The organism is Chryseobacterium sp. FW101-FHT12H09 (genome assembly GCF_058790395.1).
Genome location: NZ_JBYTCP010000003.1, coordinates 846,662 through 869,392, shown reverse-complemented (window position 1 = coordinate 869,392; position 22,731 = coordinate 846,662). Strand labels below are relative to the sequence as shown.

Annotated in this window: 24 protein-coding genes; 20 read left to right on the top strand and 4 right to left on the bottom strand. The window is 36.4% G+C overall.

The window, feature by feature from the left end; all coding sequences use genetic code 11:
* The first annotated feature begins 166 nt into the window (after positions 1–166).
* The 14 genes from AC3WRL_RS14705 (at position 167) to AC3WRL_RS14640 (ending at position 11,855) form a co-directional block, all read left to right on the top strand.
* Entirely contained in the window at positions 167–529 is a 363-nt protein-coding gene (locus AC3WRL_RS14705) for a hypothetical protein (protein WP_261512813.1), read from the top strand.
* A 151-nt stretch (positions 530–680) separates the two neighbouring features.
* On the top strand, positions 681–983 hold the full coding sequence (ureA, locus tag AC3WRL_RS14700; protein WP_492330631.1) for an urease subunit gamma: 303 nt from the start codon (positions 681–683) through the stop codon (positions 981–983).
* A 9-nt stretch (positions 984–992) separates the two neighbouring features.
* Entirely contained in the window at positions 993–1,361 is a 369-nt protein-coding gene (gene ureB / locus AC3WRL_RS14695; protein ID WP_492330630.1) for an urease subunit beta, read from the top strand.
* A gap of 1 nt (position 1,362) precedes the next feature.
* Positions 1,363–3,084 (top strand): urease subunit alpha, encoded by a 1,722-nt coding sequence (gene ureC / locus AC3WRL_RS14690; protein ID WP_214826778.1) that lies wholly within the window; start codon positions 1,363–1,365, stop codon positions 3,082–3,084.
* 69 nt (positions 3,085–3,153) lie between these two features.
* The gene (locus tag AC3WRL_RS14685; protein WP_214826774.1) at positions 3,154–3,819 is read left to right on the top strand and encodes a hypothetical protein; all 666 of its coding nucleotides are present in this window, start codon (positions 3,154–3,156) and stop codon (positions 3,817–3,819) included.
* Positions 3,809–4,321: an urease accessory protein UreE gene (ureE, locus tag AC3WRL_RS14680; protein WP_492330629.1), complete on the top strand. Its 513-nt coding sequence runs from the start codon at positions 3,809–3,811 to the stop codon at positions 4,319–4,321. Before AC3WRL_RS14685 ends, ureE begins: the two co-directional genes overlap by 11 nt.
* Position 4,322: 1 nt before the next feature.
* On the top strand, positions 4,323–5,012 hold the full coding sequence (locus tag AC3WRL_RS14675; protein WP_492330628.1) for an urease accessory protein UreF: 690 nt from the start codon (positions 4,323–4,325) through the stop codon (positions 5,010–5,012).
* Between the two features lie 40 nt (positions 5,013–5,052).
* Positions 5,053–5,691 (top strand): urease accessory protein UreG, encoded by a 639-nt coding sequence (gene ureG / locus AC3WRL_RS14670; RefSeq protein ID WP_261512807.1) that lies wholly within the window; start codon positions 5,053–5,055, stop codon positions 5,689–5,691.
* Positions 5,692–6,480 carry an urease accessory protein UreD gene (locus AC3WRL_RS14665; protein WP_492330627.1) on the top strand — a complete coding sequence of 263 codons (789 nt, stop codon included), beginning with the start codon at positions 5,692–5,694 and terminating at the stop codon, positions 6,478–6,480. It abuts the gene before it with no gap.
* Between the two features lie 10 nt (positions 6,481–6,490).
* Positions 6,491–7,192: a hypothetical protein gene (locus AC3WRL_RS14660; protein ID WP_214826759.1), complete on the top strand. Its 702-nt coding sequence runs from the start codon at positions 6,491–6,493 to the stop codon at positions 7,190–7,192.
* A gap of 116 nt (positions 7,193–7,308) precedes the next feature.
* Positions 7,309–8,199, top strand: coding sequence for an urea transporter (locus AC3WRL_RS14655; RefSeq protein ID WP_492330626.1), 891 nt, complete (start codon positions 7,309–7,311; stop codon positions 8,197–8,199).
* 25 nt (positions 8,200–8,224) lie between these two features.
* Positions 8,225–10,477: a TonB-dependent receptor gene (locus tag AC3WRL_RS14650; RefSeq protein ID WP_492330625.1), complete on the top strand. Its 2,253-nt coding sequence runs from the start codon at positions 8,225–8,227 to the stop codon at positions 10,475–10,477.
* A gap of 200 nt (positions 10,478–10,677) precedes the next feature.
* Positions 10,678–11,562 (top strand): helix-turn-helix domain-containing protein, encoded by an 885-nt coding sequence (locus tag AC3WRL_RS14645; protein ID WP_214826751.1) that lies wholly within the window; start codon positions 10,678–10,680, stop codon positions 11,560–11,562.
* A 107-nt stretch (positions 11,563–11,669) separates the two neighbouring features.
* On the top strand, positions 11,670–11,855 hold the full coding sequence (locus AC3WRL_RS14640) for a hypothetical protein (RefSeq protein ID WP_492330624.1): 186 nt from the start codon (positions 11,670–11,672) through the stop codon (positions 11,853–11,855).
* 4 nt (positions 11,856–11,859) lie between these two features.
* Here the strand turns inward: AC3WRL_RS14640 and AC3WRL_RS14635 are convergent, their stop codons facing one another.
* From AC3WRL_RS14635 to AC3WRL_RS14625, 3 genes are read right to left on the bottom strand one after another with little or no spacing between them, the layout of a single operon-like run.
* Entirely contained in the window at positions 11,860–12,963 is a 1,104-nt protein-coding gene (locus AC3WRL_RS14635; RefSeq protein WP_214826747.1) for a DNA topoisomerase IB, read from the bottom strand.
* Between the two features lie 12 nt (positions 12,964–12,975).
* Positions 12,976–13,143, bottom strand: coding sequence for a phosphatidate cytidylyltransferase (locus tag AC3WRL_RS14630; RefSeq protein ID WP_214826745.1), 168 nt, complete (start codon positions 13,141–13,143; stop codon positions 12,976–12,978).
* A gap of 25 nt (positions 13,144–13,168) precedes the next feature.
* A complete protein-coding gene (locus AC3WRL_RS14625; RefSeq protein WP_214826743.1) occupies positions 13,169–13,606 on the bottom strand; it encodes a DUF6526 family protein in 438 nt (145 codons plus the stop codon).
* A gap of 432 nt (positions 13,607–14,038) precedes the next feature.
* Here AC3WRL_RS14625 and AC3WRL_RS14620 point away from each other — a divergent pair, with 432 nt between their 5' ends.
* From AC3WRL_RS14620 to mnmE, 6 genes are all read left to right on the top strand, one after another.
* Entirely contained in the window at positions 14,039–15,808 is a 1,770-nt protein-coding gene (locus tag AC3WRL_RS14620; protein ID WP_214826742.1) for an aminopeptidase P family protein, read from the top strand.
* Between the two features lie 883 nt (positions 15,809–16,691).
* Positions 16,692–17,258, top strand: coding sequence for a Crp/Fnr family transcriptional regulator (locus AC3WRL_RS14615; protein WP_492330623.1), 567 nt, complete (start codon positions 16,692–16,694; stop codon positions 17,256–17,258).
* 55 nt (positions 17,259–17,313) lie between these two features.
* The gene (locus tag AC3WRL_RS14610; protein WP_492330622.1) at positions 17,314–18,330 is read left to right on the top strand and encodes a saccharopine dehydrogenase family protein; all 1,017 of its coding nucleotides are present in this window, start codon (positions 17,314–17,316) and stop codon (positions 18,328–18,330) included.
* Positions 18,327–18,905: an NAD(P)H-dependent oxidoreductase gene (locus tag AC3WRL_RS14605; protein ID WP_261512796.1), complete on the top strand. Its 579-nt coding sequence runs from the start codon at positions 18,327–18,329 to the stop codon at positions 18,903–18,905. The genes AC3WRL_RS14610 and AC3WRL_RS14605 overlap by 4 nt, the downstream gene beginning before the upstream one ends.
* A gap of 172 nt (positions 18,906–19,077) precedes the next feature.
* Positions 19,078–20,004, top strand: a complete 927-nt coding sequence (locus AC3WRL_RS14600; RefSeq protein ID WP_214826734.1) for a DUF4421 family protein — start codon at positions 19,078–19,080, stop codon at positions 20,002–20,004.
* Between the two features lie 90 nt (positions 20,005–20,094).
* A complete protein-coding gene (mnmE, locus tag AC3WRL_RS14595) occupies positions 20,095–21,480 on the top strand; it encodes a tRNA uridine-5-carboxymethylaminomethyl(34) synthesis GTPase MnmE (protein WP_261512795.1) in 1,386 nt (461 codons plus the stop codon).
* Positions 21,481–21,621: 141 nt separating this feature from the next.
* Here the strand turns inward: mnmE and AC3WRL_RS14590 are convergent, their stop codons facing one another.
* A complete protein-coding gene (locus tag AC3WRL_RS14590) occupies positions 21,622–22,725 on the bottom strand; it encodes a metallophosphoesterase (protein ID WP_492330621.1) in 1,104 nt (367 codons plus the stop codon).
* Positions 22,726–22,731 lie beyond the last annotated feature (6 nt).

Genomic DNA, 22,731 nt, shown 5'->3' with positions numbered 1-22,731 from the left:
AAGTTGTCCTATTTTTATAATAAAGGATAACCCTATCTATAAAAGACTTATAAGATATTTAAAAATAAACATCACTTCCATTTGTCACGATTTTGAACATTTTAAATGATCTTTTTGATAGGGCAGGAGATTTCATTAGCCTAATTTTACGTCATCAATAATGGATATGAATAAAAAGATTGTACTATTCTCTATCGTGGTTTTCTTCACGGCTTTGTGCACCTGTTTTTATGGGTACAGAGGAGAGATTCAATCGTCTTCTAATACCATTTCAAAAAATAAAATTTCACAGAAATCTGATCATCAAACTCCAGACGAAGGGTATGCATTATTAGATAATCAGGATGAGCCTGATCTCAATGATCTGGAAAAAGTGAAATTTGATTATTCAGCAATCGTACAACAGTGCATCAATCTTTTCTTTGGTACTTATTCTTATGAAACAAAGTCTCTGGTTGTTCATGAACCTGTGTACATTACAACACCAAGATATATTCTATATCATTCTTTACAGATAGACATCTGCTAATTTTTCTTTTTATTAATCGATACTTATACGATCTGTATTTCTATACAGATTCATAAGATCCGTTTTCAATTTTTTAATACTAAAAGCATTTCGATTTGCCTTTTCTAAAAGGCAGACAGGATATCGCATGTTCAATTTTAAATAACATACAATGCATTTAACACCCAGAGAAACAGAGAAACTCATGCTATACATGGCAGGTGAGCTGGCTCTAAAAAGAAAAGCCAGAGGGCTTAAGCTTAACTACCCGGAATCTATTGCTATCATCAGCCATTTCCTGTTGGAAGGAGCCAGGGATGGGAAAAAAGTAGCTCAACTGATGCAGGAAGGTGCACAAATTCTTACCAAAGATGATGTGATGCCTGGAGTATCGGAAATGATCCACGATGTTCAGATAGAAGCGACATTTCCCGATGGAACAAAACTCGTAACCGTACATAATCCAATCCGCTAATTCATACGTATGATACCAGGAGAAATTTTTGTAAAAGAAGGTACAATTATCTGCAATGAAGGCAGAGAAACTGTAAAACTAAAGGTTGTAAATACCGGAGACCGTCCTATTCAGGTGGGTTCTCACTTTCATTTTTTTGAAGTGAATAAAGCGATGAGTTTTAATAGAGAAAAAGCTTTCGGTAAGCGACTGAACATTGTAGCAAGCACAGCGGTTCGTTTTGAGCCGGGGGAAGAAAAAGAGGTAGAGCTTGTAGAAATAGGAGGAAGCAAAAAAGCAATGGGCTTCAATAATCTTGTGGATGGATCCGTAGATTCAGAACAACAGAAAGCGGAAAGCCTTACAAAAGCGATTCAGTTAAATTTTAAAAATCTGTAAGATGAGTTTACACGTAGATAGAAAACAATATGCCAATATATTAGGTCCTACCGCCGGAGATAGAATCCGCTTGGGAGATACTGAGATGATCATTGAAATTGAAAAGGACTTTACCCATTATGGAGATGAAGCCGTTTTCGGAGGCGGAAAAACCGTTCGTGATGGAATGGGACAAAATGTAACCCGTAAAAGAGATGAAGGAGTTCTGGATCTTTGTATCACGGGAGCTGTGATCATCGACCACTGGGGAATTGTAAAAGCTGATATTGGAATTAAAGACGGTAAAATTGTAGGCATTGGAAAGGCAGGAAATCCTGACACGATGGATGGAGTCGCTCCCAATATGATCATCGGAGCTTCTACGGAGGTACATGGTGGAAAAGGATATATTGTAACAGCAGGAGGAATTGACACTCACATTCATTACATCTGCCCACAACAGATTGAAACTTCTTTATATAGTGGGATTACAACTATGATTGGTGGTGGAACAGGTCCTAATGACGGAACCAACGCGACAACGGTTACACCAGGAAGATTCAATATCCAGAGAATGCTGGAGGCTGCTGAAGAATATCCTATGAACCTTGGATTCTTTGGAAAAGGAAACTGTTCGGCTGAAGAACCGATTGAAGAGCAGGTTGAAGCCGGAGCCTTGGGTGTTAAAATTCATGAGGACTGGGGTGCAACACCAGCAACGATTGATGCTGCATTAAAAGTGGCAGACAAATATGATGTTCAGGTGGCTATCCATACTGATACTTTGAATGAGGGAGGTTTTCTTGAAGATACGATGCGTGCTATTAATGGAAGAGTAATCCACACCTTCCATACTGAAGGAGCGGGAGGTGGACATGCACCGGATATCATTAAAGCCGCGATGTATCCCAATGTCCTGCCTGCATCTACTAACCCTACACGTCCTTATACCATTAATACCATCGATGAGCATTTGGATATGCTGATGGTCTGTCATCATTTAAGTAAAAATATTCCTGAAGATGTTGCATTTGCAGATTCCCGTATCCGTCCCGAAACGATTGCCGCTGAAGATATTCTTCACGATATGGGGGTGTTCAGTATTATGAGCTCGGATTCTCAGGCTATGGGAAGACCAGGAGAAGTCATTACCAGAACATGGCAGACTGCCAGTAAAATGAAAGAACAACGGGGTCAGCTTGATGAGGATAAAGGTTCCGGACATGATAACTACCGTGCTAAACGATATGTAGCAAAATATACGATCAACCCGGCTATTGCCCACGGAATTTCGGAATATGTAGGTTCTATTGAAGAAGGGAAATTGGCAGATTTAGTGATCTGGAGACCTGCATTATTTGGTGTAAAACCAGAAATGATCTACAAAGGGGGTATGGTAATCGCCAGCAAAATGGGTGATCCGAACGCTTCTATTCCAACACCGCAGCCTGTTATTTACAGAAATATGTTTGGTGCGCATGGAAGAGCAAAATACGGAACCTGTGCTACTTTTGTTTCTCAGGTTTCTATAGACAATGGTTCTATAGCAGAATTTAAGCTGGAAAAGATGATCCTACCGGTAAAAAACTGTAGAAACATCTCTAAAGCAGACCTCATCCACAACGATAAAACTCCTTTAATTGAAGTGAATCCTGAAAATTATAAAGTGACTGTTGATGGTGAATACATCACTTGTGAGCCTGCTGAAAAACTTCCTTTAACTCAGTTGTATTATCTGTTCTAAGAAAGACATTTATATAGCCCGGTGAAAATCCGGGCCTTTCAAAGAATATCAATTAAATCTAAAGATCAGATGAAATACTTTAATAAAAAAGCACTGTCAATAGCTATAGCTGGAACTTCTTTTATGTCTGTTCAGATGCATGCACAGTTTCTGGGCGGGAAAAGATTAAAAAGTGATGAAGAAGGACCCAAAGGGCAATTTATGGTGTATGGCTCTTTTGATTATTCAAAAACCAATGCGCCCTCAGGCAGTAACAGTTCTGTAGGAACAAGTGCTAATGCGGGTGTTCCTATTGGCATAGGATATTTTTTCAACAATAACGATGTAATCGGAGTTAATTATGCTTATGCCCAGAATGTTTCAGATCACCGTACAATATACAAGCAGAATGAAGCCGGGATCTGGTACAGCCCATCTGTCAGTTTGGGGAAATACTTTGCTTTGATTGGTCAGGTCGACGCTCATTATGTCTGGGGTCAGCAATTATCAGAAACTTCGGATGCTATGAATAACTTTAATGGGTACCGTCTTCGTGCTTATCCTTTATTTGCCATTTTCTTAGGTGGTGGATGGGCTCTGAAATTCAAGTTTGCAGAACTCTCAATGCTGCAGACGAAAACAAAACAGGAAGGCTGGACAAAAACGTATGTAGCAGGAATAAGTGCTTCCACTTTTGGAGTAGGAATTTCTAAGAATATCGATTTCAGAAAAAAAAATAAGAACAATGATTATTAATGAAACCTTAGGTAATATTTCTGAATATCCTTCGATGGAAAAAGAAATAGATTATCTGGATCTGGAATGGTTTGAAACCACCAAAAGAATTCAGCGTAAGAAAACCCGTGGAGGGAAGGATATTGCGATCAAATTTCTTAGAGAAGGGCAAAGACTGCGTGAAGGAGATATTCTCTATCAGGATGAAGGGAAATTGATTATCGTAAATGTTCTGGAAACCGAAGCCATTGTCATGAAGCCTGCATCAATGCTGGAGATGGGAACGGTATGTTATGAGATCGGGAATAAACATATTCCATTATTTATTCAGAATGATCAGGTATTGTTGCCCTTTGAAATGCCGATGTACAGATGGCTGGAGGTAAGTGGGTTTGCTCCTGAATTACAGAATGTAAAGCTCCTGAACCTTCTTAAATCGAATGTGGAACCTCACGGACATGGAAGTTTAGGATCTACTTTATTTACTAAAATACTTAAAATGGCAGCGCCAAAGGATGAATAATATGAACTTAAATTTTCTGGCAGGTTTGCTGCATATCGCCGATCCCACATTGCCAATAGGTGGGTATAGCCATTCTAACGGACTGGAAACGTATGTGCAGAAAAGAATTGTCAATAATCTGAAAACGGCAAAAGAGTTTGTAGAAAATATGCTGATCTATAATTTGAAATATAACGATGGAGCTTTGATGAGGTTCGCCTATGAAGCGGCTAAAAAGGAAGATTTAGAAACAATCAAAAAACTTGATCAGGAATGTAATGCATTAAAATGTCCCAAAGAAATACGTCAGGCCAGTCAGAAATTAGGACTGCGTTTGATTAAGATCTTCAAAAGAAGGGAGCATTTTTCTTTTATGGAATCATATGAAGAGGTCATCCGAAAAGGAGAAGTCAATTCTCACTACTGCATTGTATTTGGCATTTACACGGCTTTGATGAATATTCCTTTGTATGAAGCTTTGTTAGGGTTTTATTATACATCAGTAGCTGGAATGATTACCAATGCCGTAAAATTAGTACCTCTTGGACAGCTTGATGGACAGGATATTCTATTTGAGCTTTATAGTGTGATGGAACAGACTGCACAGGAGACGATGGGAATAGACAGGGAACTGGTGGGAATCTGTAATACGTCTTTTGATATTCACTGTATGCAGCATGAAAGGCTGTACTCTAGGTTGTATATGTCTTAAATGCTAAATAACAAATTTATATTTAATTAAAATTAAAAAAATGGAAAATAGAAAATATATAAAAGTAGGTGTGGCGGGTCCTGTAGGATCAGGAAAGACCGCATTACTGGAACGTTTGAGCAGAAAAATGTTTGGAACCTACGATCTTGGAGTGATCACTAATGATATTTATACCAAAGAAGATGCAGAATTTATGGCTAAAAACAGCCTTTTGCCTCACGAAAGAATTATCGGGGTAGAAACAGGAGGTTGCCCTCATACCGCTATCAGAGAAGATGCCAGTATGAATCTTGAAGCAGTAGATGAATTAACTGCCCGTTTTCCGGATATCGAATTGGTTCTAATAGAAAGTGGGGGGGATAATTTATCAGCAACCTTTAGTCCGGACCTTGCTGATGTTACTATTTTCATCATCGATGTAGCGGAAGGAGAAAAAATCCCAAGAAAAGGAGGACCTGGTATTACCCGCTCGGATCTTTTAATTATTAATAAAATTGATCTGGCACCACATGTTGGAGCAAGTCTGGAAGTAATGGAAAGGGATGCAAGAAGAATGAGAAACGGAAGTCCTTTTGTTTTTACCAATCTTAAAACCGATGAAGGATTGGATAAAGTGATTGGCTGGATCAAAAAATATGCATTGCTGGAAGAATGTGAAGAACCGAATCTTGTACGATAGATGAATAGCCGTTTAGAATTGGCTGCCGGATATAAGGAGGGGAAATCTTATGTGAAAGATCTTTATGTCTCCCTTCCGTTCAGAGTGGTATCTGTAGGGCAGCGTAAGAATGACAACAAACTCTATCAGATGATCATGAGTTCTTCGCCAGGAATTCTGGATGGAGACCGTTATCATTTGGAAATCACACTGGAAAAAGGAGCCTCATTGCAATTGCAATCACAGTCATACCAAAGATTATTCAATATGGAAGATAAGGCTGTCCAGCTTTTAAATGTTTCCATGGAGGATCATACTTCCTTCGCATATGTTCCGCATCCGATCGTTCCTCATGAAAGTTCAAATTTTAAAAGTGAAGCACAGATTCACATCGGAAAGAACAGTCAGATCATTATCAGCGAGATCATTACCTGCGGAAGAAAACATTATGGGGAAGTATTCAAGCTAAAGCGTTTTCAGAATCTGATGGAAATTTATCATGAAAACAAACTGATGATTAAAGATAATGTGCTTATTCAGCCTGATCTTATTCCAATCAATGGTATTGGTAATCTAGAACAGTTTACCCATCAGGGAACTTTGATCTTTTACAGTACAAAAGATAATGTGGATAAAGAAGCTTTAATAGAATCTATTTTAAATGCGGATGAAGCAAATCATGGCGATATGGAAATTGGGATTTCGGCAATGGAAAATAATGGGTTTATCATCAGAGCCCTTGGAAATGGAGGGGAATTGATGTATAACTTTTTTCTTTATGTACAGGAAAAGCTTTGGAGCTTACCATAAAAATTAATTAATGGATACAACGATTTGGGCACTTTTAATCAGTGCAATTTCTATAAGTTTTATACATACGGCATCCGGGCCGGATCATTACCTCCCGTTTATCGTACTTTCGAAATCAAAGGGATGGAGTGGAATGAGAACAGCTGTTTTGACAATAGTTTGTGGATTTGGGCATGTAATGAGCTCTTTAGTATTGGGTTTTATTGGCGTTTTCTTAGGCTGGCAGCTGAATAAAATTTCATGGTTTCAGGATATAAGAGGTAATTTTTCAGGCTGGGCATTGCTTATTGTAGGTGGGATTTATCTGATCTATGGGCTAATTCAGGCTGTTCGAAATAAGCCTCACAAGCATTTTGATGTGATGGGAGACGATGTCTATGTGTATGAACACAATCACACTGAAATGGTAATGCCTCAAACAAGGATTAAAGTAACTCCACTGGTCTTGTTTATGATTTTTGTAATGGGACCCAGCGAGCCTTTAATTCCACTTTTATTTTATTCAGGGGTAAAGCATTCGACTTATGAAATTTTCGCACTCGTTACCTCTTTTACCATAACAACGGTATTAACAATGCTGGGAATGGTATTACTGGGACGTTATGGATATTCCACATTATTCAATACCGAAAAATTGGAACGGTATATGGGAGCAGTAAGTGGAGCTGTGGTTACGGTTTGTGGAATTGGAATGGTATTTCTGGGATGGTAGTGGTACGAGTTGTGGGGGCAGGATCCTGGAAATATAATTCTTAGTTATGTAACCCGTAACTCTAACCTCGAACCATCAGATCTAACATCTGACATCTAATATCTAATTAAAAAACTATGAACAAATTTTTTGAGAAATTTCCTTTTATTGATCATGTATTAAAAGGAATCGGGCAGATCATGCTTCAGGAAAACAGATGGACAGGTTTGTTATTTCTGGTTGGAATTTTTATGGGAAGCTGGCAAGGCGGTGTAGCCGTTTTATTATCAACAGCTGCTGGTACATTTACAGCCATGAAGTTACGGTATCCCCAATCGGAAATTAATGCAGGATTGTATGGGTTTAGTGCAGCTTTAGTGGGTGTTGCCCTGTCTTTTGTGTTTCAGACCACCTTATTGATATGGTTTCTTATTGCTGTAGGAGGTGCATTGGCTACTGTCATTCAGCACTTTTTTATCCAAAAGAAGGTTCCTGTATTTACATTTCCTTTTATCATCGTGACATGGATCAGTATTTGTCTGCTTCATCATTTCACACAGATTCCACCATCTGAGATGATGACTGCTAAAATAGAACCTGTTGATTATGATGATTTTTTAACCTGTACCAATGGATTTGGTGAGGTAATTTTTCAGGGAGGAATACTTTCGGGAATTATTTTCTTCATCGCTGTTTTCATCAATTCTCCTGCCGCAGCATTGTATGGTTTGGCCGGTTCGGTACTTGGTGCTTATATCTCTCATATCAATGGAGAACCGATTGATAAAATTCACATGGGGTTGTTTGGCTTTAATGCTGTTCTTTCTGCCATTGCTTTTTCAGGTTTTAAAAAAGTTGATGGTATCTGGGTGCTTATTGCGGTGGTTCTTACGGTGGTTATAGATGATTTATTGATCGACTATAATGTGCTCAATGAAGTTGGGGGAGTTCTTACATTTCCATTTGTTGTGGGCACATGGATGACCTTAGTGATTCAGAAAATTTTTATAAAAAAGGCAAAAAAATAATTAAAAAAAATATCAATTTTAATCAATGAAAGTAACAAAAGTAATGATCGTCCTTTTAGGCGTGTTGGTGAATGTAGAAGTAGCAGCACAAGAGGCAGGATCACAAAAACAATTGTTAATTAAAGATTTTGATGATCATTTTCCTATTTCAGAAGCTTTAATAGCATTTGACCATGGAAACAATCATACGCATTCAGGAACCGATGGATCGGTAAGATTAAATATAGCTTCCTTTCCTGATACCCTTGTGATCAGTCATAAGGGATATGATGACGTAAAGTGGGTGATCAACAACGATGACGAAAAGAATAAAGTTGTTTTTATGCAGCATAAACCTTTTCAGATTTCAGAAGTGGCGATTAATCACAGCTCATTTTTGTCTGCGATTACCAAAGTAGATCTTAATAAATTTCCGGTTAATTCCGCACAGGATCTACTTCGTAAAGTACCTGGGCTCTTTATCGCTCAGCATGCAGGAGGTGGAAAGGCAGAACAGCTTTTCCTTAGAGGGTTCGATTCAGATCATGGGACAGATGTAAGCGTAAATGTTGACGGAATGCCAGTGAATATGGTGTCTCATGCCCATGGACAGGGTTATTCTGATTTGCATTTTGTGATTCCTGAAACGGTAAATAACATCGATTTTGGAAAAGGAGCTTATTATATGGATCGTGGAGATTTTAATACTTCAGGGTATGTAGATTTTAAAACCTACGACCGTTTAGCCAACAGTATGATCAAATTAGAGGGTGGATCTTTTAACAGTAAAAGGATTTTAGGAATGTTTAATATTCTTAATGATGCTGCCGGAAGAAAGAGTGCTTATTTAGCCGCAGAATATAATTATACAGATGGTCCTTTCGATGTAAAACAAAACTTCAACAGGGTCAATATTTTTGGTAAATACAATCAATGGTTAACAGATAAGGATTATTTTAATATTCAGTTTTCTACGTTTAATTCTTCATGGAATGCATCAGGACAAATTCCTGAGCGTACGGTAAATGAGGGGATCATCGGCAGATGGGGAAGTATTGATCCTACAGAAGGCGGAAGTACTTCCAGAACCAACCTTCAGATGAATTACAAGCATATCATCTCACCGTCTGAACAGATTGATGCAATGGCCTGGTATTCTAAATATGATTTTAACCTCTATTCAGATTTTACTTTTTATTTAAAAGATAAGGATCATGGAGATGAAATTCAGCAGACAGACGGAAGAAATATCTACGGTTCAGAAATAAAGTATACCAAGAATTTTTCATTACCAAATGGAACTTTAGATTGGATATCAGGAGTGGGATTCAGAAATGATGATATCAATACCCTTCAGCTGAATCATGTCTATCACAGGGATTTGCTTTTAGACCGATTATCTAACGTTAATGGAACGGAAACCAATCTTCACGCCTATACTGGATTGGTTTGGAAAACGGGAAAATGGACGATTAATCCTGGATTAAGGATAGATCATTTTATCTTTAATATGCATAACCTGTTGGATCCGGAACAATTGCCTTCCGGCCAGTCTTCAGAAGGAACACGGTTAAGTCCGAAACTTAATTTTTCTTATGCAGCCAGTGATAATGTGATGTGGTTTTTAAAAACCGGAATGGGATTTCATTCTAATGATATGAGGGTTGTAATCGAGCAACAGGGACAGAAGACGCTTCCTTATTCGGTCGGTGGAGATTTCGGATTACGTTTGCATCCTTTTAAATCATTGATCATTACCCCTACAGTATGGTATTTATTCTTACAGCAGGAATTTGTATATGTGGGAGATGATGCGGTAGTAGAACCTTCGGGTAAATCTCAGCGTCTTGGAGCCGATTTGGGAATTCGTTTTCAGCCATTGGAAAATTTCTATCTGAATGCGGATGTCAATTATGCACACGCGAGATTTACTGAAGAAGAAAAGGGGAAGGATTATGTGCCTTTAGCTCCGGTTATTACCAGTACAGGTTCTGTGAATTGGGACTTTTTACACGGTTTCTCATTAGGGATTCAGTACCGTTATCTGGGAGCAAGACCTGCCGTTGAAGATAACAGTATACGAACAAAAGCATATTTTGTTAATGATCTGATGCTTTCGTATAATCAGGCAAAATGGGGTGCTAATATTCAGGTAAACAATCTTTTCAATGTAAAATGGAACGAAGCACAGTTTGCAACTGAGACCCAATTGAAAAACGAAACGGAATCGACTACTGATCTTACGTACACCCCTGGAAGTCCTTTTGGGCTGAAAGTAGGGGTTTATTATAAGTTTTAAAAAGTGGAAAATTGAGAGTTGAAAGTGTTAGTGTGTATGAATTTTGGACTGTGATTGTATTGCAGTATAGTCTATAAAAGACTACTGTTTCATTATTATCACACAGTTTCATTATGACATTGTTACATTGGTACACTGTTATATTGTTACACTATGCATTATATTATTTTGTTTAATTTTAATAACCTATAATCAAGGATATGGAGGTACTATCCAATTTTCAGTATAAAAAACTTTTTCTCCCTAATATTACCGAGAAAATATTAGCTAACAATGCGGATATACAGCTTTACCGGCTTGAGAATTATCTTAAAGGGATTCTGATGCCGGTAATCCCATACCGGACGACCTTTAATTTCATTATATTCATTACCAATGGTCATATCAAACAATATCTTGAAAATAAAGAATATCAGGCTGAAAAAGGAGGTGTTATTTTTATTAAGCAGGGAACAATTACGGCAACCATAGAATTGTCAGATGATGCAGAAGGTTTTTTCCTTGCGTATGAAAACAGTATTTTATCCGAACAGGAGCTTCCCAAACATAAAACCAGTATTTTTTTCATGACGCCTTTTCTGAAATTAGATACGCTGACTTACGGAACTATTACCCAGCTTCTCCCTATCATGGAACAGGAATTATGGCTGAATAATTTCAATGTGAATGAAGTCGTCATCACGATGTTACACCTTATTCTCGTTAAAATGCTGAGTACGGATTTGGAGAGTCATCACAAACTTGCCACCCGCTCTATGGAAATTTCATTGCAGTTCCGGGATCTTTTGTTTAAATATCATGTAGGGGAAAAGAGAGTGGCTTTTTATGCCGATAAACTGTCGGTGACAGAAAACTATCTTAATAAGTGTGTGAAAAATGTAACTCAGAAATCTCCAAAAACATGGATCAATGAGATTGATATCAATTACAGCAAAGCACTGTTGCATTCCAGTAAAGATATTGCAGAAATAGCCTATGAGCTTAATTTTCATACCGCTTCGCATTTCACCCAATTATTTAAAAAAATAACAGGAATTACCCCAAAAGAATACCGGGTTCAGTTTTTACACAAAGAAAAATTGTGACCAATGTTGTAATTTATTCGTTCTAAGAATAATTATATTTAACTCATTTTCAAATTAATATCAATCAGGAAAACTGTAAAAGTATCATTAAAGGAACCTATCAGATTATGAAAGGGGCTGCAGCCACTTTTGGTAAACGTCCCTTTAAAGTTACCTACGCAACAAATCAAAAATGCATGGATAGATTAACTTTTTTCTTAGAAAGAAATCTTGATGTTTTCTTTGACAAAGAAGAATCTGTTATTGAAATTAAAGAGTATGAATTTCTACCAGCTATTTTTATGTCTAAATAGCAAATTACATTTTTTCGTTCTCGAGAATTTTTAAAACCAGTTTTTCCTCCTGAGTGAGATCAGCTTTGCCATCATTCACTTCTATATCTTCCAATTCGTCAAGGTATTTTTTAATCGTATTATTTTCGTAAAGATTAATGACCAGAGGATGAACATAATATTTTCTACATACTGTACTGGTATTGCCAAGATGTGAGGCTACGATATCAAGAGCTTCTTTTACTTTCTTTTTATATTCTGTATTACTTTCAGCATATCCTATTTCCTTAAAGGCAATTAAAGCACTCACAGTACCTGACCAGGTTCTGAAATCTTTAGCGGTAAAATCTTCACCACTGATCTCTTTGATATAATCATTTACCATTCCGGAGTCGATAGAATGTCTGTTTCCTTCATCATCATAAAACTGGAAAAGTTCCTTTCCCGGAATATCTTTACATTTCTGAACGAGTCTGGACAGTCTTTTACTTTTAAGATCCACATTGTGCATAACCCCTTTCTTTCCTTTAAAGGAAAAGGTCATTTTTTGTCCGTTTATCTTTACATGTTTATCTTTTAAAGTAGTCAGTCCAAAAGATCCATACAGTTTTTCATAAGCATTATTTCCGATACGGATATTGGTACGTTGCATGAGGCTGACGATCAGCGCAAGGATTTTTCTTTTTTCGAAATTCCTTAAAGCAAGATCCTTTTCCACCTGCAGGCGAATTTCAGGTAGAGCATACCCAAATTGAAGCATTCTGTAAAATTTGGTGTGATTTCTTAAGGCGCTCCAAAGAGAATGGTATTTATACTGTTTTCTTTTTTTTATGTCAAATCCAGTTGCCTGAAGGTGACCATTGTCCAAGGCACAGATCCATACATTTTCCCACGCCGGAGGAATGACCAGTTTATTGATCCTGGTAATTTCATCCTGATCTTTAACCTTTTCACCATCTTTAAAATATGAATATTTCTTACCCTTTCTTTTACGAATAATTCCGGCAGTTTCTGTATCAGAAGTGTAAATAAGATTCACTGCTTTTGCAGAAGCTACCGGATCTTTCATAATCTTTACAATCTTAGAAGGCCTAAGATGGGAGATCAATTCAAAATCGTCATTATCCATAATGAAAAATGGTTAAGAGTTTTTACCCTTCGAAAAAATTAATAATAGAATAACGACAACTGCCACCACCAAAAGGATTCCCCACCACATTCCAGCCTTAAAGATGGTTTCAATGGCTTCACAACTTGTTAGTAACAATAAACTGAATATGGCAATACTGTATAAGGTTAACTTTTTCATATTGATTTATTTTTGGTGTTTAGTTCTAAATTCTGTGTTGATCAGGCTTCCAGTTTTTAATAGATCTTTTAATCTGATCTCCGGAAATGTTTTCGTTTAATGCTTTATATAAAAGCTCTTTAAACTCATCATCATAAGCAAATCTCAATGCAGCCATTTGATCAAAACTTAATTTCTCACAAACTTCATCAGATCTTTTATTAAAGATCTCAAAGTATCGCTGCCTGAATTCCAGTCTCACAATGCGGTTTTGATTGCCCAATGCATAATGCTGTCTCAGCATGATCGCTAAATAGAGAATAAGAAAAATAATAATTGAAAATAATATCCAGATCAATTTATTATCAGGATCATTCCAGATGTTATAAATTCCAATACCTTCTAAAACCAATAACAATGGAAGGTAAATAAAATGATGTGGTGGATAGAATTTCCTATGATTTTTATAATTCTGCTTTCCCATGGAAAACAATATAGCAAGAATCTTTCCAAAGCTTTATATTTTTAATAATAATTGTGATTTTTGAGTTTTATAATATTTAATTTAAAGTTAAATGGTTGATTCTTTGTTCAATCATTAAAGAAGTGTGGTATCTGTTACTTAGACAAACCGGGAATATAAAAGTAGATATCGTCATTGCGAGCCGAAGGCGAAGCAATCCCTTAGCATAACGACTTCAATTTATAAGAGATTGCTTCGTCGCTTCGCTCCTCGCAATAACGCTAATCATTTTTATCTACGATAAAATCCTTGCGCCTTAAAAGCATAATGAAACTCTTGTTTTTAATTTATTTTAAAAAAGAAAAAATACCATCAATTCCTGAAAAATCAGTTAATAATTTGAATTCGAAACCTCAAATTTTTTGTAACTTTCCGTTCTTAAAAATTTAAAAAATGACTTCAAAGGAAAAAGTAGCTGCGCTTCGTGAAGAAATGCAGAAAAATAATGTTGATGCATTTATAGTATATTCTGCAGATCCGCATATGAGCGAGTATTTACCGAAAGAATGGCAGGAAAGAGCTTGGCTTTCCGGATTTTTAGGATCAGCAGGTTTTGTGGTTGTCACAAAAGATAAAGCCGGACTTTGGACTGACGGAAGATATTTTACCCAGGCTGCCATAGAGCTGGAAGGCTCTGGGATTGATCTTTTTAAAGATGGAGTTGAAGGAACTCCCAACTATATCGATTGGATTATTTCCGAAATTCCTGCAAGCGGGAAAGTAGCCGTTAATGCAGTAGCAACATCCAATGCCAACTGGGAATTACTTTCTCAAAAACTAAGCAACAAAAATATAAGTTTGGTAGATGCTCCTTTGCTGAAAGAAGTTTGGAAGGAAAGAGGAACGCCATCAAAAAATCCAATATATATCCAGCCCGTAGAAAGAGCGGGGAAATCTGTAACTGATAAACTTTCTGCTATCCGTCAGAAAATGGAAGAACAGGAAGTAACAGTTCATATCATTTCAAGTCTTGATGATGTAGCATGGACCCTTAACTTAAGAGGGAGTGATGTAGAAAGTAATCCTGTATTTTTAGGATATATCATTATCACAAAGAATGATGCGATTTTGTTTACAGATCTTGAAAAATTAGAGGTGGTTTCAAGAAGACAACTTGATGATTCTTTTGTAAAAATGATGCCTTATGAGGAGTTTTATAATCATTTAAAAATGGTTAAAAATGAAAAAGTCCTAGTTTCTCCAAACAGCAATCAGTCTATTTTTGAGACCTTAAAAGCAGATAATCAGTTTTTAAAAGCTCCGGTTCCCGGGAACTTAATGAAAGCTCAGAAAAATGAAACTGAATTGGAGGGTTTCAGAAAGGTGATGGTGAGAGATGGAGTAGCTATGGTAAAATTCCTTTACTGGCTTACTCATAATGCTGGAAAAGAAGCCATGACAGAATATTCTATTGGTGAGAAACTATTAGGATTCCGTGCAGCAGGAGAAAATTTTGTGGGTGAAAGTTTCGGAAGTATTGTTGGATACAAAGACAATGGTGCTATTATGCACTATTCAGCAAAAAGTGAAGGCAGTAAAGAAGTAACCAATGACGCGAGCATCCTGGTAGATTCAGGAGGCCAGTATTTAGAAGGAACGACAGATATCACAAGAACTTTTGCATTGGGAACAGTTTCTGAGGATTTTAAAAGAAACTCTACTTTGGTATTGCAGGGAATGATCCGTTTATCAATGGTAAAATTTCCAAAGGGAACGAAGGGAGTTCATCTGGATGCTATTGCAAGACTTCCGTTATGGATGGAAGGGAAAGACTTTAACCATGGAACAGGTCATGGAGTAGGAAGCTTTATGAATGTGCATGAAGGGCCTCATAGTATCAGAAAAGATCTGAATCCACAGGATCTTCTTCCCGGAATGGTTTGTTCTAACGAACCTGGATACTATCTGGAAGGAGATTACGGAATTCGTCATGAAAACCTTATCGCTGTAAAAGAATCAGAAAAAACAGGTTCAGGAACTTTCTATGAATTTGAAACACTTACATTCTGTCCTTTCTTTAAAGATACGATTGTAAAAGAAATTCTTTCTGATAAAGAAATAACGTGGTTAAATCAATATCACCAAACTTGTCAACAAAAATTGTCTCCATATTTAGAAGGTGACGTTAAAGAATGGTTCTTACAACTGGTAAGTCCACTGTAAAAATTTGTTAGATACATTTAAAAGCCCTGTGAGAATTTCTTACGGGGCTTTTTTTAATTTATTTGCAGAAAAATCTTTGATTTTTAAAAGAGCTTATGTGTTCTTCTTATGCAGCATGTATTAAACTTAAAAAACTTAAGTGTTTAAAAACTTTTGTGGTATAATTTTTTATCTCGCAGATTAAGCAGGTTATAAAATTCAAAGATTTCTAAAATGTATGAATTCTTAAAGTACCATATGCAATAAATCTTAAGTACTGTCATTGAGAGCCGTAGGTGAACTAATTCTTTACCATAACGACTTCAATCTGTAAGAGATTACTTCGTCGCTTCGCACCTCGCAATGACGTCAATCAGCATGATGAATTAAAAAAAATGGGTATCCGGGTTTTCCCGGATGTATTTCTAGGGATTACCCTGATGGTTCAGCTCGGGTTATATTCTACTTTTGTATCAATCAAAACAGACACCACTTCATTTTATTTATATTTTTAAAAACACAGACAGTAGAAATCGCCTCAGCAATGAGGCGATTTTTTTAATAAAAAATAATATACTTTTATCAAAATCCTAAGGTTTTAAAGGGTATCAATAATTTATTATTTTAGTGTTGATACTTAAAAAAATATTCTATACAATATTTTTTTTAATTACACTACCGTATTTTCCCGGATATATTTTTAGTGATTTCCCTGAAACATTATAAAATGATGGAAACTATCTTTGAATTAATAATAAGCACATCATTTTCATATCTTCATATTACATTTAATAAATTAAAACGGGAAATCATCGCAGCAATGGGATGATTTTTTTTGTCTATTGTTAAAAGCTTAGTTTTATTTAATTTTGAAGGAATTTTAAAGACCATAAATCGGCTCAAGATGATAAAGGACTACTTCCAAAGTTTTAATATATTTTCTGAAAAAGAAATTGAAAGCTTTTTGCAACTTTTTGAAGCAAGAACATTAAATAAGAATGATTATTTTGTACAGGAAGGAGATCAATGTAAAGAGATAGCCTTTATAGAATCCGGTATTTTCAGATCCTATTATACTTCAAGTGAGGGAAAAGATAACACCTATTGTTTTAGATTTCCCAATGGATTTATTGCCTCTTATTCTTCATTTATTTCTGGAAATCCCGGTGTTGAAACCATGCAGGCGATTTCAGAAGCTCATTTGCAGGTCTTAAGAAAGGAGAAAATTGAAAAATTAGTGAATGGAAATCCTAAGTGGATCCTATTTTTAAAAATGATTGCAGAGCAGGAATACCTCGAACTTGAAAAGCGGTTTTTTCAATTACAGAGGGATAATGCTACTCAAAGATATCTTTCCCTATTACAGAATCAGCCCAATTATATCCAGGATATTCCCTTGCAATATCTGGCTTCTTATTTAGGAATTACCCAAAGACATTTAAGCCGTATCCGAAAGGAAATTACTTTTTAGACATTTGTCCTGTTAATTGATCGCGCTGCGCTATAGTTTTGTCAAAAAATTAGAGATGCAGTCAAACATTTTAATTATCGGTGGAAATGGGATGGTCGGTAAAACTATTGCCCGAATTTTTAAATCAAGAAACCCTCAACACCCTATTTTTATTGGGGGTCGTAAGCCAGGAAAAACAGATCATGACTTAGTTATTGATGTGACAAAACCAGATACCTTTCAAACTATTCTGGATAAAAAGATTCACCTGATTATTCTGTCCGTAAATGATAAAGAAGATTATATTCTTCGTTTTGCCATTGAAAACAATATCGATTATCTGGATATCACTAAGCCTACGCCAGATTTAATGCGTGCTTATGATTTCGCTAGAACACAACCGGTGAAAAGCAGAATTGTTTTCAGCTCCGGTTGGATGGGAGGTATTGTTGGTGGATTGGTCAATACATTTTCAAATGCAGTTGATGCAGTACAGCTTTTTGTCTATTATTCCGTAAAAGATCTGGCAGGGGAAAGTTCAGCGCATTTTATGGCGGAAAATGTTTCTAAACCCTTTTCGATGTACAAGAATAACAAACCTGTTTCCGTAAAACATTTTTTAAATTCTGAACCATTTACTTATTCCTTTGGAATAGGAAAAAGAACAGCTTACAATTTTGATGTACCGGATTTATATATTTTAAATAAAATTGAAAAAATTCCTGACGTAAGTGTAAAAATGACCTATAATTCAAAATTCATAACCTGGTTGTTAGGTGCTTTTCAGCAAATAAGAATTTTTAATATTCTGTCTTTAAAAGAGAGAAGAATGATTTTTGGATCCAGTGGCAAAGGAGATCAGTCTGTTTTTGATATTGTGATCACAAGTAAAAACGGCAGTAAGACAATCAGTCTGAAAAGTGCGAAAGGACAGGCTGAACTGACGGCTTTATCTGCAGTTTTACATACTGAAGAATTACTAAACAGCCGCCATGAGAATAAAGTTTATTTTAGTCATCAGCTGCACAAACCTGAAGTATTATTAGACTCATTAAATTCTTACGAAAGCATCAATATACAGATAAGAGAATGAAAAAAATAGCAATCATCAACGGACATCCCAATAAAGATTCCTTCGGTTTCGCTCTTGCTGAAGCCTATAAAAAAGGAGCTGATAAATCAGAAGCTGAAGTTAGGGAAATTGTTATATCAGATCTACAATTCAATCCCAATCTGAAATTCGGGTATCAGAAAAGAATAGAACTTGAAGCTGATTTACTTAAAGCCTGGGAAACAATACAATGGGCGGATCACCTGGTTTGGGTTCATCCTGTTTGGTGGGGTGGTCTTCCAGCTATTACTAAAGGTTTTATAGATCGGCTTTTTCTACCAGGTATGGCTTTTAAATACCGTGAGAATTCTGTTTGGTGGGATAAACTTTTAAAAGGGAAAACTGCACATATTATAACGACTTTAGATCAGCCGGGATGGTATTACCGGTTGTTCTATGGCCGGCCCAGCGTTAATCAGCTTAAGAAATCAACTTTGGAATTTTGCGGAGTAAAGCCAGTGAAAGTTACTTATGTTGGAATCATTAAAACTTCTGATGAAAAACAACGTCTTGAATGGCTCAATAAAATACAGATGTTAGGACAGAAAAGGAAATAAATACCTAAATGGGGAAGCTTCTATAAATCATTAATAATAGTTAAAAGTGTGCTAATATTTTTTCTGAATCCTTTTTTTTATATTATTTTTACCTGATAAAACTGAAAATAATACCTTTTATTAAAGAAACTATAGCGAACAGATGGTTGAAAATAATGTTGTCATATAATACATGGGTCTAAGGAAACTTTTAATCGGCTTAATCGTACTATTATCCGGTTCATGCATTCGTGCTCAGCAAATAGATACCCTGTATATTCAGCCCTATTCTCAGAAATACAGAATATCAGGATACCTTTCTACCAGTTCCTTAGAAGTGGACGATACAGATCGGCATTATACACCAAATTATCCGTTAAATACCGGTATAGGTTTCGCGATCAAAAATACCATTGTAGGCGTACAGTTGGGTTATGGTTTTATTCCCTTAACCGATAAAAAGAAATACGGAAAAACGAAAACCCGGGATTTTCAGATCCATCACTATGGCAGAAAAATGATATTTGATATATTTTTTCAGGACTATAGGGGTTTTTATGTTGAAGAAGATAAAGATCAAAATCCGCAAATGTTCCGGAATATGTCCGTCAAACAGATTGGTATGGAAGCTACTTATCTGTTCAATGGAAAACGTTTTTCATCTAAAGCAGCTTTTGATCTTGATGAAATACAATTGCACTCAGCGGGAAGCTGGCTTGTAGGATCTGGGGGATATTATTATCAACTAAAAGGAATGGAAAGAAGTAATTCTGATGGAACATACGAATTAGAAAATTTCCAGTTGGGGGTAAATGGAGGATATGCTTATTCCTGGGTGGTGAGTGATCGTTGGATGATGACAGGAACCATTCAGGCTGGTGCTAATTTTGGAAATGCTCCGAAATTATTGAAAAAAGGAAAAGTTGAAGTTTATCCGACAGCTTTTGCCCGGATTGCCGGAAATTATCATAAAAATAACTGGGGGATTTCGTTGGCAATCATCATCAACAATAAGATGGTATATCCTGTAAAGAGAGAAGAACTTAGTCTGACTGCGATTACCATGCAGCTTTCTTACGTCAAACATCTGGATGATCTTTTTAAGTCTAAAAGAAAATAGGAGATTTACCTCTGATCTCAATCGGTGCTATAGACAATCCGTATAACCATTTACTATAAAAATTTCCATTAAAAAACGTAAATTTGCAGCATGAATAATGATACCATTTGTGCACTGGCTACGGCCAATGGAGTAGGAGCTTTAGGCATTATCAGAGTTTCGGGTAACGATGCTTTATCCGTGGTTCAGAAATCTTTTCCAGGAAAAAATCTTGAGAAGCAAAAATCCCATACCATTCATTATGGGTATTTTATGGATGGTAATGAGGCTATTGATGAGGTGATGCTATCTATTTTCTTAGCTCCTAAAAGTTTTACGACTGAAAACTCTGTGGAAATTGCTTTCCATGGATCTCCGCATATTGGAAAACGTATTCTTGAAACCCTGACTAAAAACGGAGCGAGAATGGCAAAAGCAGGAGAATTTACCCTTCGTGCTTTTATCAATGGAAGAATAGATCTTTCACAGGCTGAAGCAATTGCCGATGTAATAGCTTCTGAAAATGAAGCTTCCCGAAAAGTCGCCATCAATCAGCTGAAAGGTGGAATTACGAATGAAATATCAATTCTGAGAACTGATCTGTTAAACTTCGTTTCATTGATCGAACTTGAACTGGATTTTGCTGAAGAAGATGTAGAATTTGCAGACCGGTCAGCTTTGAATCAGTTATTGAACAAAATAGAATTAAAATTAAATTCTCTCATCGAAAGTTTCCAATATGGAAATGCCATTAAAAATGGAACTGCTGTGGCGATCATCGGCAAACCGAACGCTGGAAAATCAACTTTGCTGAATGCTTTACTAAAAGAAGAAAGAGCAATTGTAAGCAGTATAGCTGGAACGACGAGAGATACGATCGAAGAAGTTTTACATATAAAAGGTCACGCATTTCGTTTAATAGATACCGCAGGACTTCGCGAAACGATAGATGAAATTGAAGCAATTGGTGTCAAAAAAGCAAAAGAGAAAGTAGAAAACGCTAATATCCTGGTATATTTAGCAGATGCTGCCACAGAAGACTTTTCAGAAGATATTGAAATGATCCGGTCTTTAGTGAGGGATGATTTAAAACTCATCATTTGTGCAACCAAAATTGATGAGGTGATTCCAACAAAATATGAAAACGTTGAGAATATTTTCAGAAATGAAATCACCCACGAATTTGATTTTATCACCATCTCTGCAGTTGAAAATCAAAATATCCAGGATCTTAAAAATGAATTGTCTTCTTATGTAGAACAGTTACAGTCTCAGGAAAGCAATGTGGTTATCACCAATCAACGTCACTTTGAATCATTACACAAATCCTTAAGTGCTGTACACAAAGTAAACGAAGCGATCACTTTCCGGATCTCTACGGAATTATTGGCCTATGAACTTCGTAATGCGCTGGAACATCTTGGGGAGATCTCCGGAGAAGTTACGAATGATGAGGTGCTAGGGAATATTTTCTCTAAGTTTTGTATCGGAAAGTAGAAATTATGTAAATTTAATTCTAATAGGATTCAAAGTCTTTTATAAAAGTAGAGGCGAGCTATTAGCTCGCCTCTACAATATTCATATTAGCTTAAATTTCGATGCTAAAAATAAAGCAATGGGTGTGCTATATATCCGGAGTTATTCTGAAAGTTTAAAAACAAACTCATTTCTCGGGTCTTTTTTATAGGCATTTTTTTGAGTAACCGGTGAAATACCAAAAAGAGGGGAGTAGGTTTTTACTTTTACCGTTTTATTATCAGGATAGAACTCAATAATTCTGAGCCAGCCATCACCTCCATTACCATCACGATGACCACCGCCTTCACTTTGCATATCAAAAAGCATTTGATTCACGTTTTTCCCGTAACTATTGGGATCTACACGGAAGCCCTCACCGGAGATATGACCACTTAGCACGAGCTCGAGGTTTTGAGACGGCTGTATGAGCTTTTGCCATATCTGTTCGCCGTTATTGGACTCTGGAAGAATGATGGTTTTGGATTTTTGAGGGACATTGTTTATTAAAAAAGGCTCATACATGAACCATGAATTATCTTTATCCGTTCTCTTGTCTTTCTCATTAAGAAAGGCGTGGGTTATTAAAATCGATTTATGATTTTTGTATTGAGGCATATCCAACACTTTTTTAGCCCATTCCAACGTTTTGTTTCTCGGCGCAAATTCAAGGCTAAGAAATAAATAATCGATACCATTTAATCCTTTAAGTTCCAAAACAGAGTTTTCCATGCTTGGAGCACCGGCATCATTAAAAAAGTTCTGTGCTAAATATTTCTGATTTAAACGATTAAAATTAGAAGGAAAAAACTCATTATAGCGGGAAAACCTTCTGCCTTCATCATTAATACTAAAATCATGGTTTCCTGTTGCAGCTACGTAGGGTACTTTTCCATTGAGCCTTCCCAGGATTGACTGCACGGATTTCCATTGGTCATCTGCACTTTGGTCTCCGTCATATCCCTGATTAAGAATATTATTATGTTCCACCAAATCCCCAACCTGGCAAACCATTTTAATATTAAGTGGAGAGATATTGTCCTCAATCCATCTTACCATCAGATCTAAAATAGGCTGATTTTTATTCCATTTCACATAGTTTTGCGTATCTGGGATCAGAACGATACTCCATGATTTTTCATTGTCTAATTTTGGAGCTTGAAATTTTTCTTGCGCAAAAAGCACTGCAGATAGCAGTAACAGAAATAGCGATATATTCTTTTTCATATATTC

Bases quoted from the DNA above. Each gene is read 5' to 3' on its own strand.
- AC3WRL_RS14640 (WP_492330624.1), top strand. From the start codon at position 11,670: ATGAAAGGGGCTGCAGCCACTTTTGGTAAACGTCCCTTTAAAGTTACC.
- ureB (WP_492330630.1), top strand. From the start codon at position 993: ATGATACCAGGAGAAATTTTTGTAAAAGAAGGTACAATTATCTGCAAT.
- AC3WRL_RS14630 (WP_214826745.1), bottom strand. From the start codon at position 13,143: ATGAAAAAGTTAACCTTATACAGTATTGCCATATTCAGTTTATTGTTA.
- AC3WRL_RS14600 (WP_214826734.1), top strand. From the start codon at position 19,078: ATGGGTCTAAGGAAACTTTTAATCGGCTTAATCGTACTATTATCCGGT.
- AC3WRL_RS14590 (WP_492330621.1), bottom strand. From the start codon at position 22,725: ATGAAAAAGAATATATCGCTATTTCTGTTACTGCTATCTGCAGTGCTT.
- AC3WRL_RS14685 (WP_214826774.1), top strand. From the start codon at position 3,154: ATGAAATACTTTAATAAAAAAGCACTGTCAATAGCTATAGCTGGAACT.
- AC3WRL_RS14650 (WP_492330625.1), top strand. From the start codon at position 8,225: ATGAAAGTAACAAAAGTAATGATCGTCCTTTTAGGCGTGTTGGTGAAT.
- AC3WRL_RS14620 (WP_214826742.1), top strand. From the start codon at position 14,039: ATGACTTCAAAGGAAAAAGTAGCTGCGCTTCGTGAAGAAATGCAGAAA.
- AC3WRL_RS14615 (WP_492330623.1), top strand. From the start codon at position 16,692: ATGATAAAGGACTACTTCCAAAGTTTTAATATATTTTCTGAAAAAGAA.
- AC3WRL_RS14635 (WP_214826747.1), bottom strand. From the start codon at position 12,963: ATGGATAATGACGATTTTGAATTGATCTCCCATCTTAGGCCTTCTAAG.
- ureE (WP_492330629.1), top strand. From the start codon at position 3,809: ATGATTATTAATGAAACCTTAGGTAATATTTCTGAATATCCTTCGATG.
- AC3WRL_RS14705 (WP_261512813.1), top strand. From the start codon at position 167: ATGAATAAAAAGATTGTACTATTCTCTATCGTGGTTTTCTTCACGGCT.
- AC3WRL_RS14675 (WP_492330628.1), top strand. From the start codon at position 4,323: ATGAACTTAAATTTTCTGGCAGGTTTGCTGCATATCGCCGATCCCACA.
- AC3WRL_RS14665 (WP_492330627.1), top strand. From the start codon at position 5,692: ATGAATAGCCGTTTAGAATTGGCTGCCGGATATAAGGAGGGGAAATCT.
- AC3WRL_RS14655 (WP_492330626.1), top strand. From the start codon at position 7,309: ATGAACAAATTTTTTGAGAAATTTCCTTTTATTGATCATGTATTAAAA.
- mnmE (WP_261512795.1), top strand. From the start codon at position 20,095: ATGAATAATGATACCATTTGTGCACTGGCTACGGCCAATGGAGTAGGA.
- AC3WRL_RS14625 (WP_214826743.1), bottom strand. From the start codon at position 13,606: ATGGGAAAGCAGAATTATAAAAATCATAGGAAATTCTATCCACCACAT.
- ureA (WP_492330631.1), top strand. From the start codon at position 681: ATGCATTTAACACCCAGAGAAACAGAGAAACTCATGCTATACATGGCA.
- ureG (WP_261512807.1), top strand. From the start codon at position 5,053: ATGGAAAATAGAAAATATATAAAAGTAGGTGTGGCGGGTCCTGTAGGA.
- ureC (WP_214826778.1), top strand. From the start codon at position 1,363: ATGAGTTTACACGTAGATAGAAAACAATATGCCAATATATTAGGTCCT.
- AC3WRL_RS14605 (WP_261512796.1), top strand. From the start codon at position 18,327: ATGAAAAAAATAGCAATCATCAACGGACATCCCAATAAAGATTCCTTC.
- AC3WRL_RS14645 (WP_214826751.1), top strand. From the start codon at position 10,678: ATGGAGGTACTATCCAATTTTCAGTATAAAAAACTTTTTCTCCCTAAT.
- AC3WRL_RS14660 (WP_214826759.1), top strand. From the start codon at position 6,491: ATGGATACAACGATTTGGGCACTTTTAATCAGTGCAATTTCTATAAGT.
- AC3WRL_RS14610 (WP_492330622.1), top strand. From the start codon at position 17,314: ATGCAGTCAAACATTTTAATTATCGGTGGAAATGGGATGGTCGGTAAA.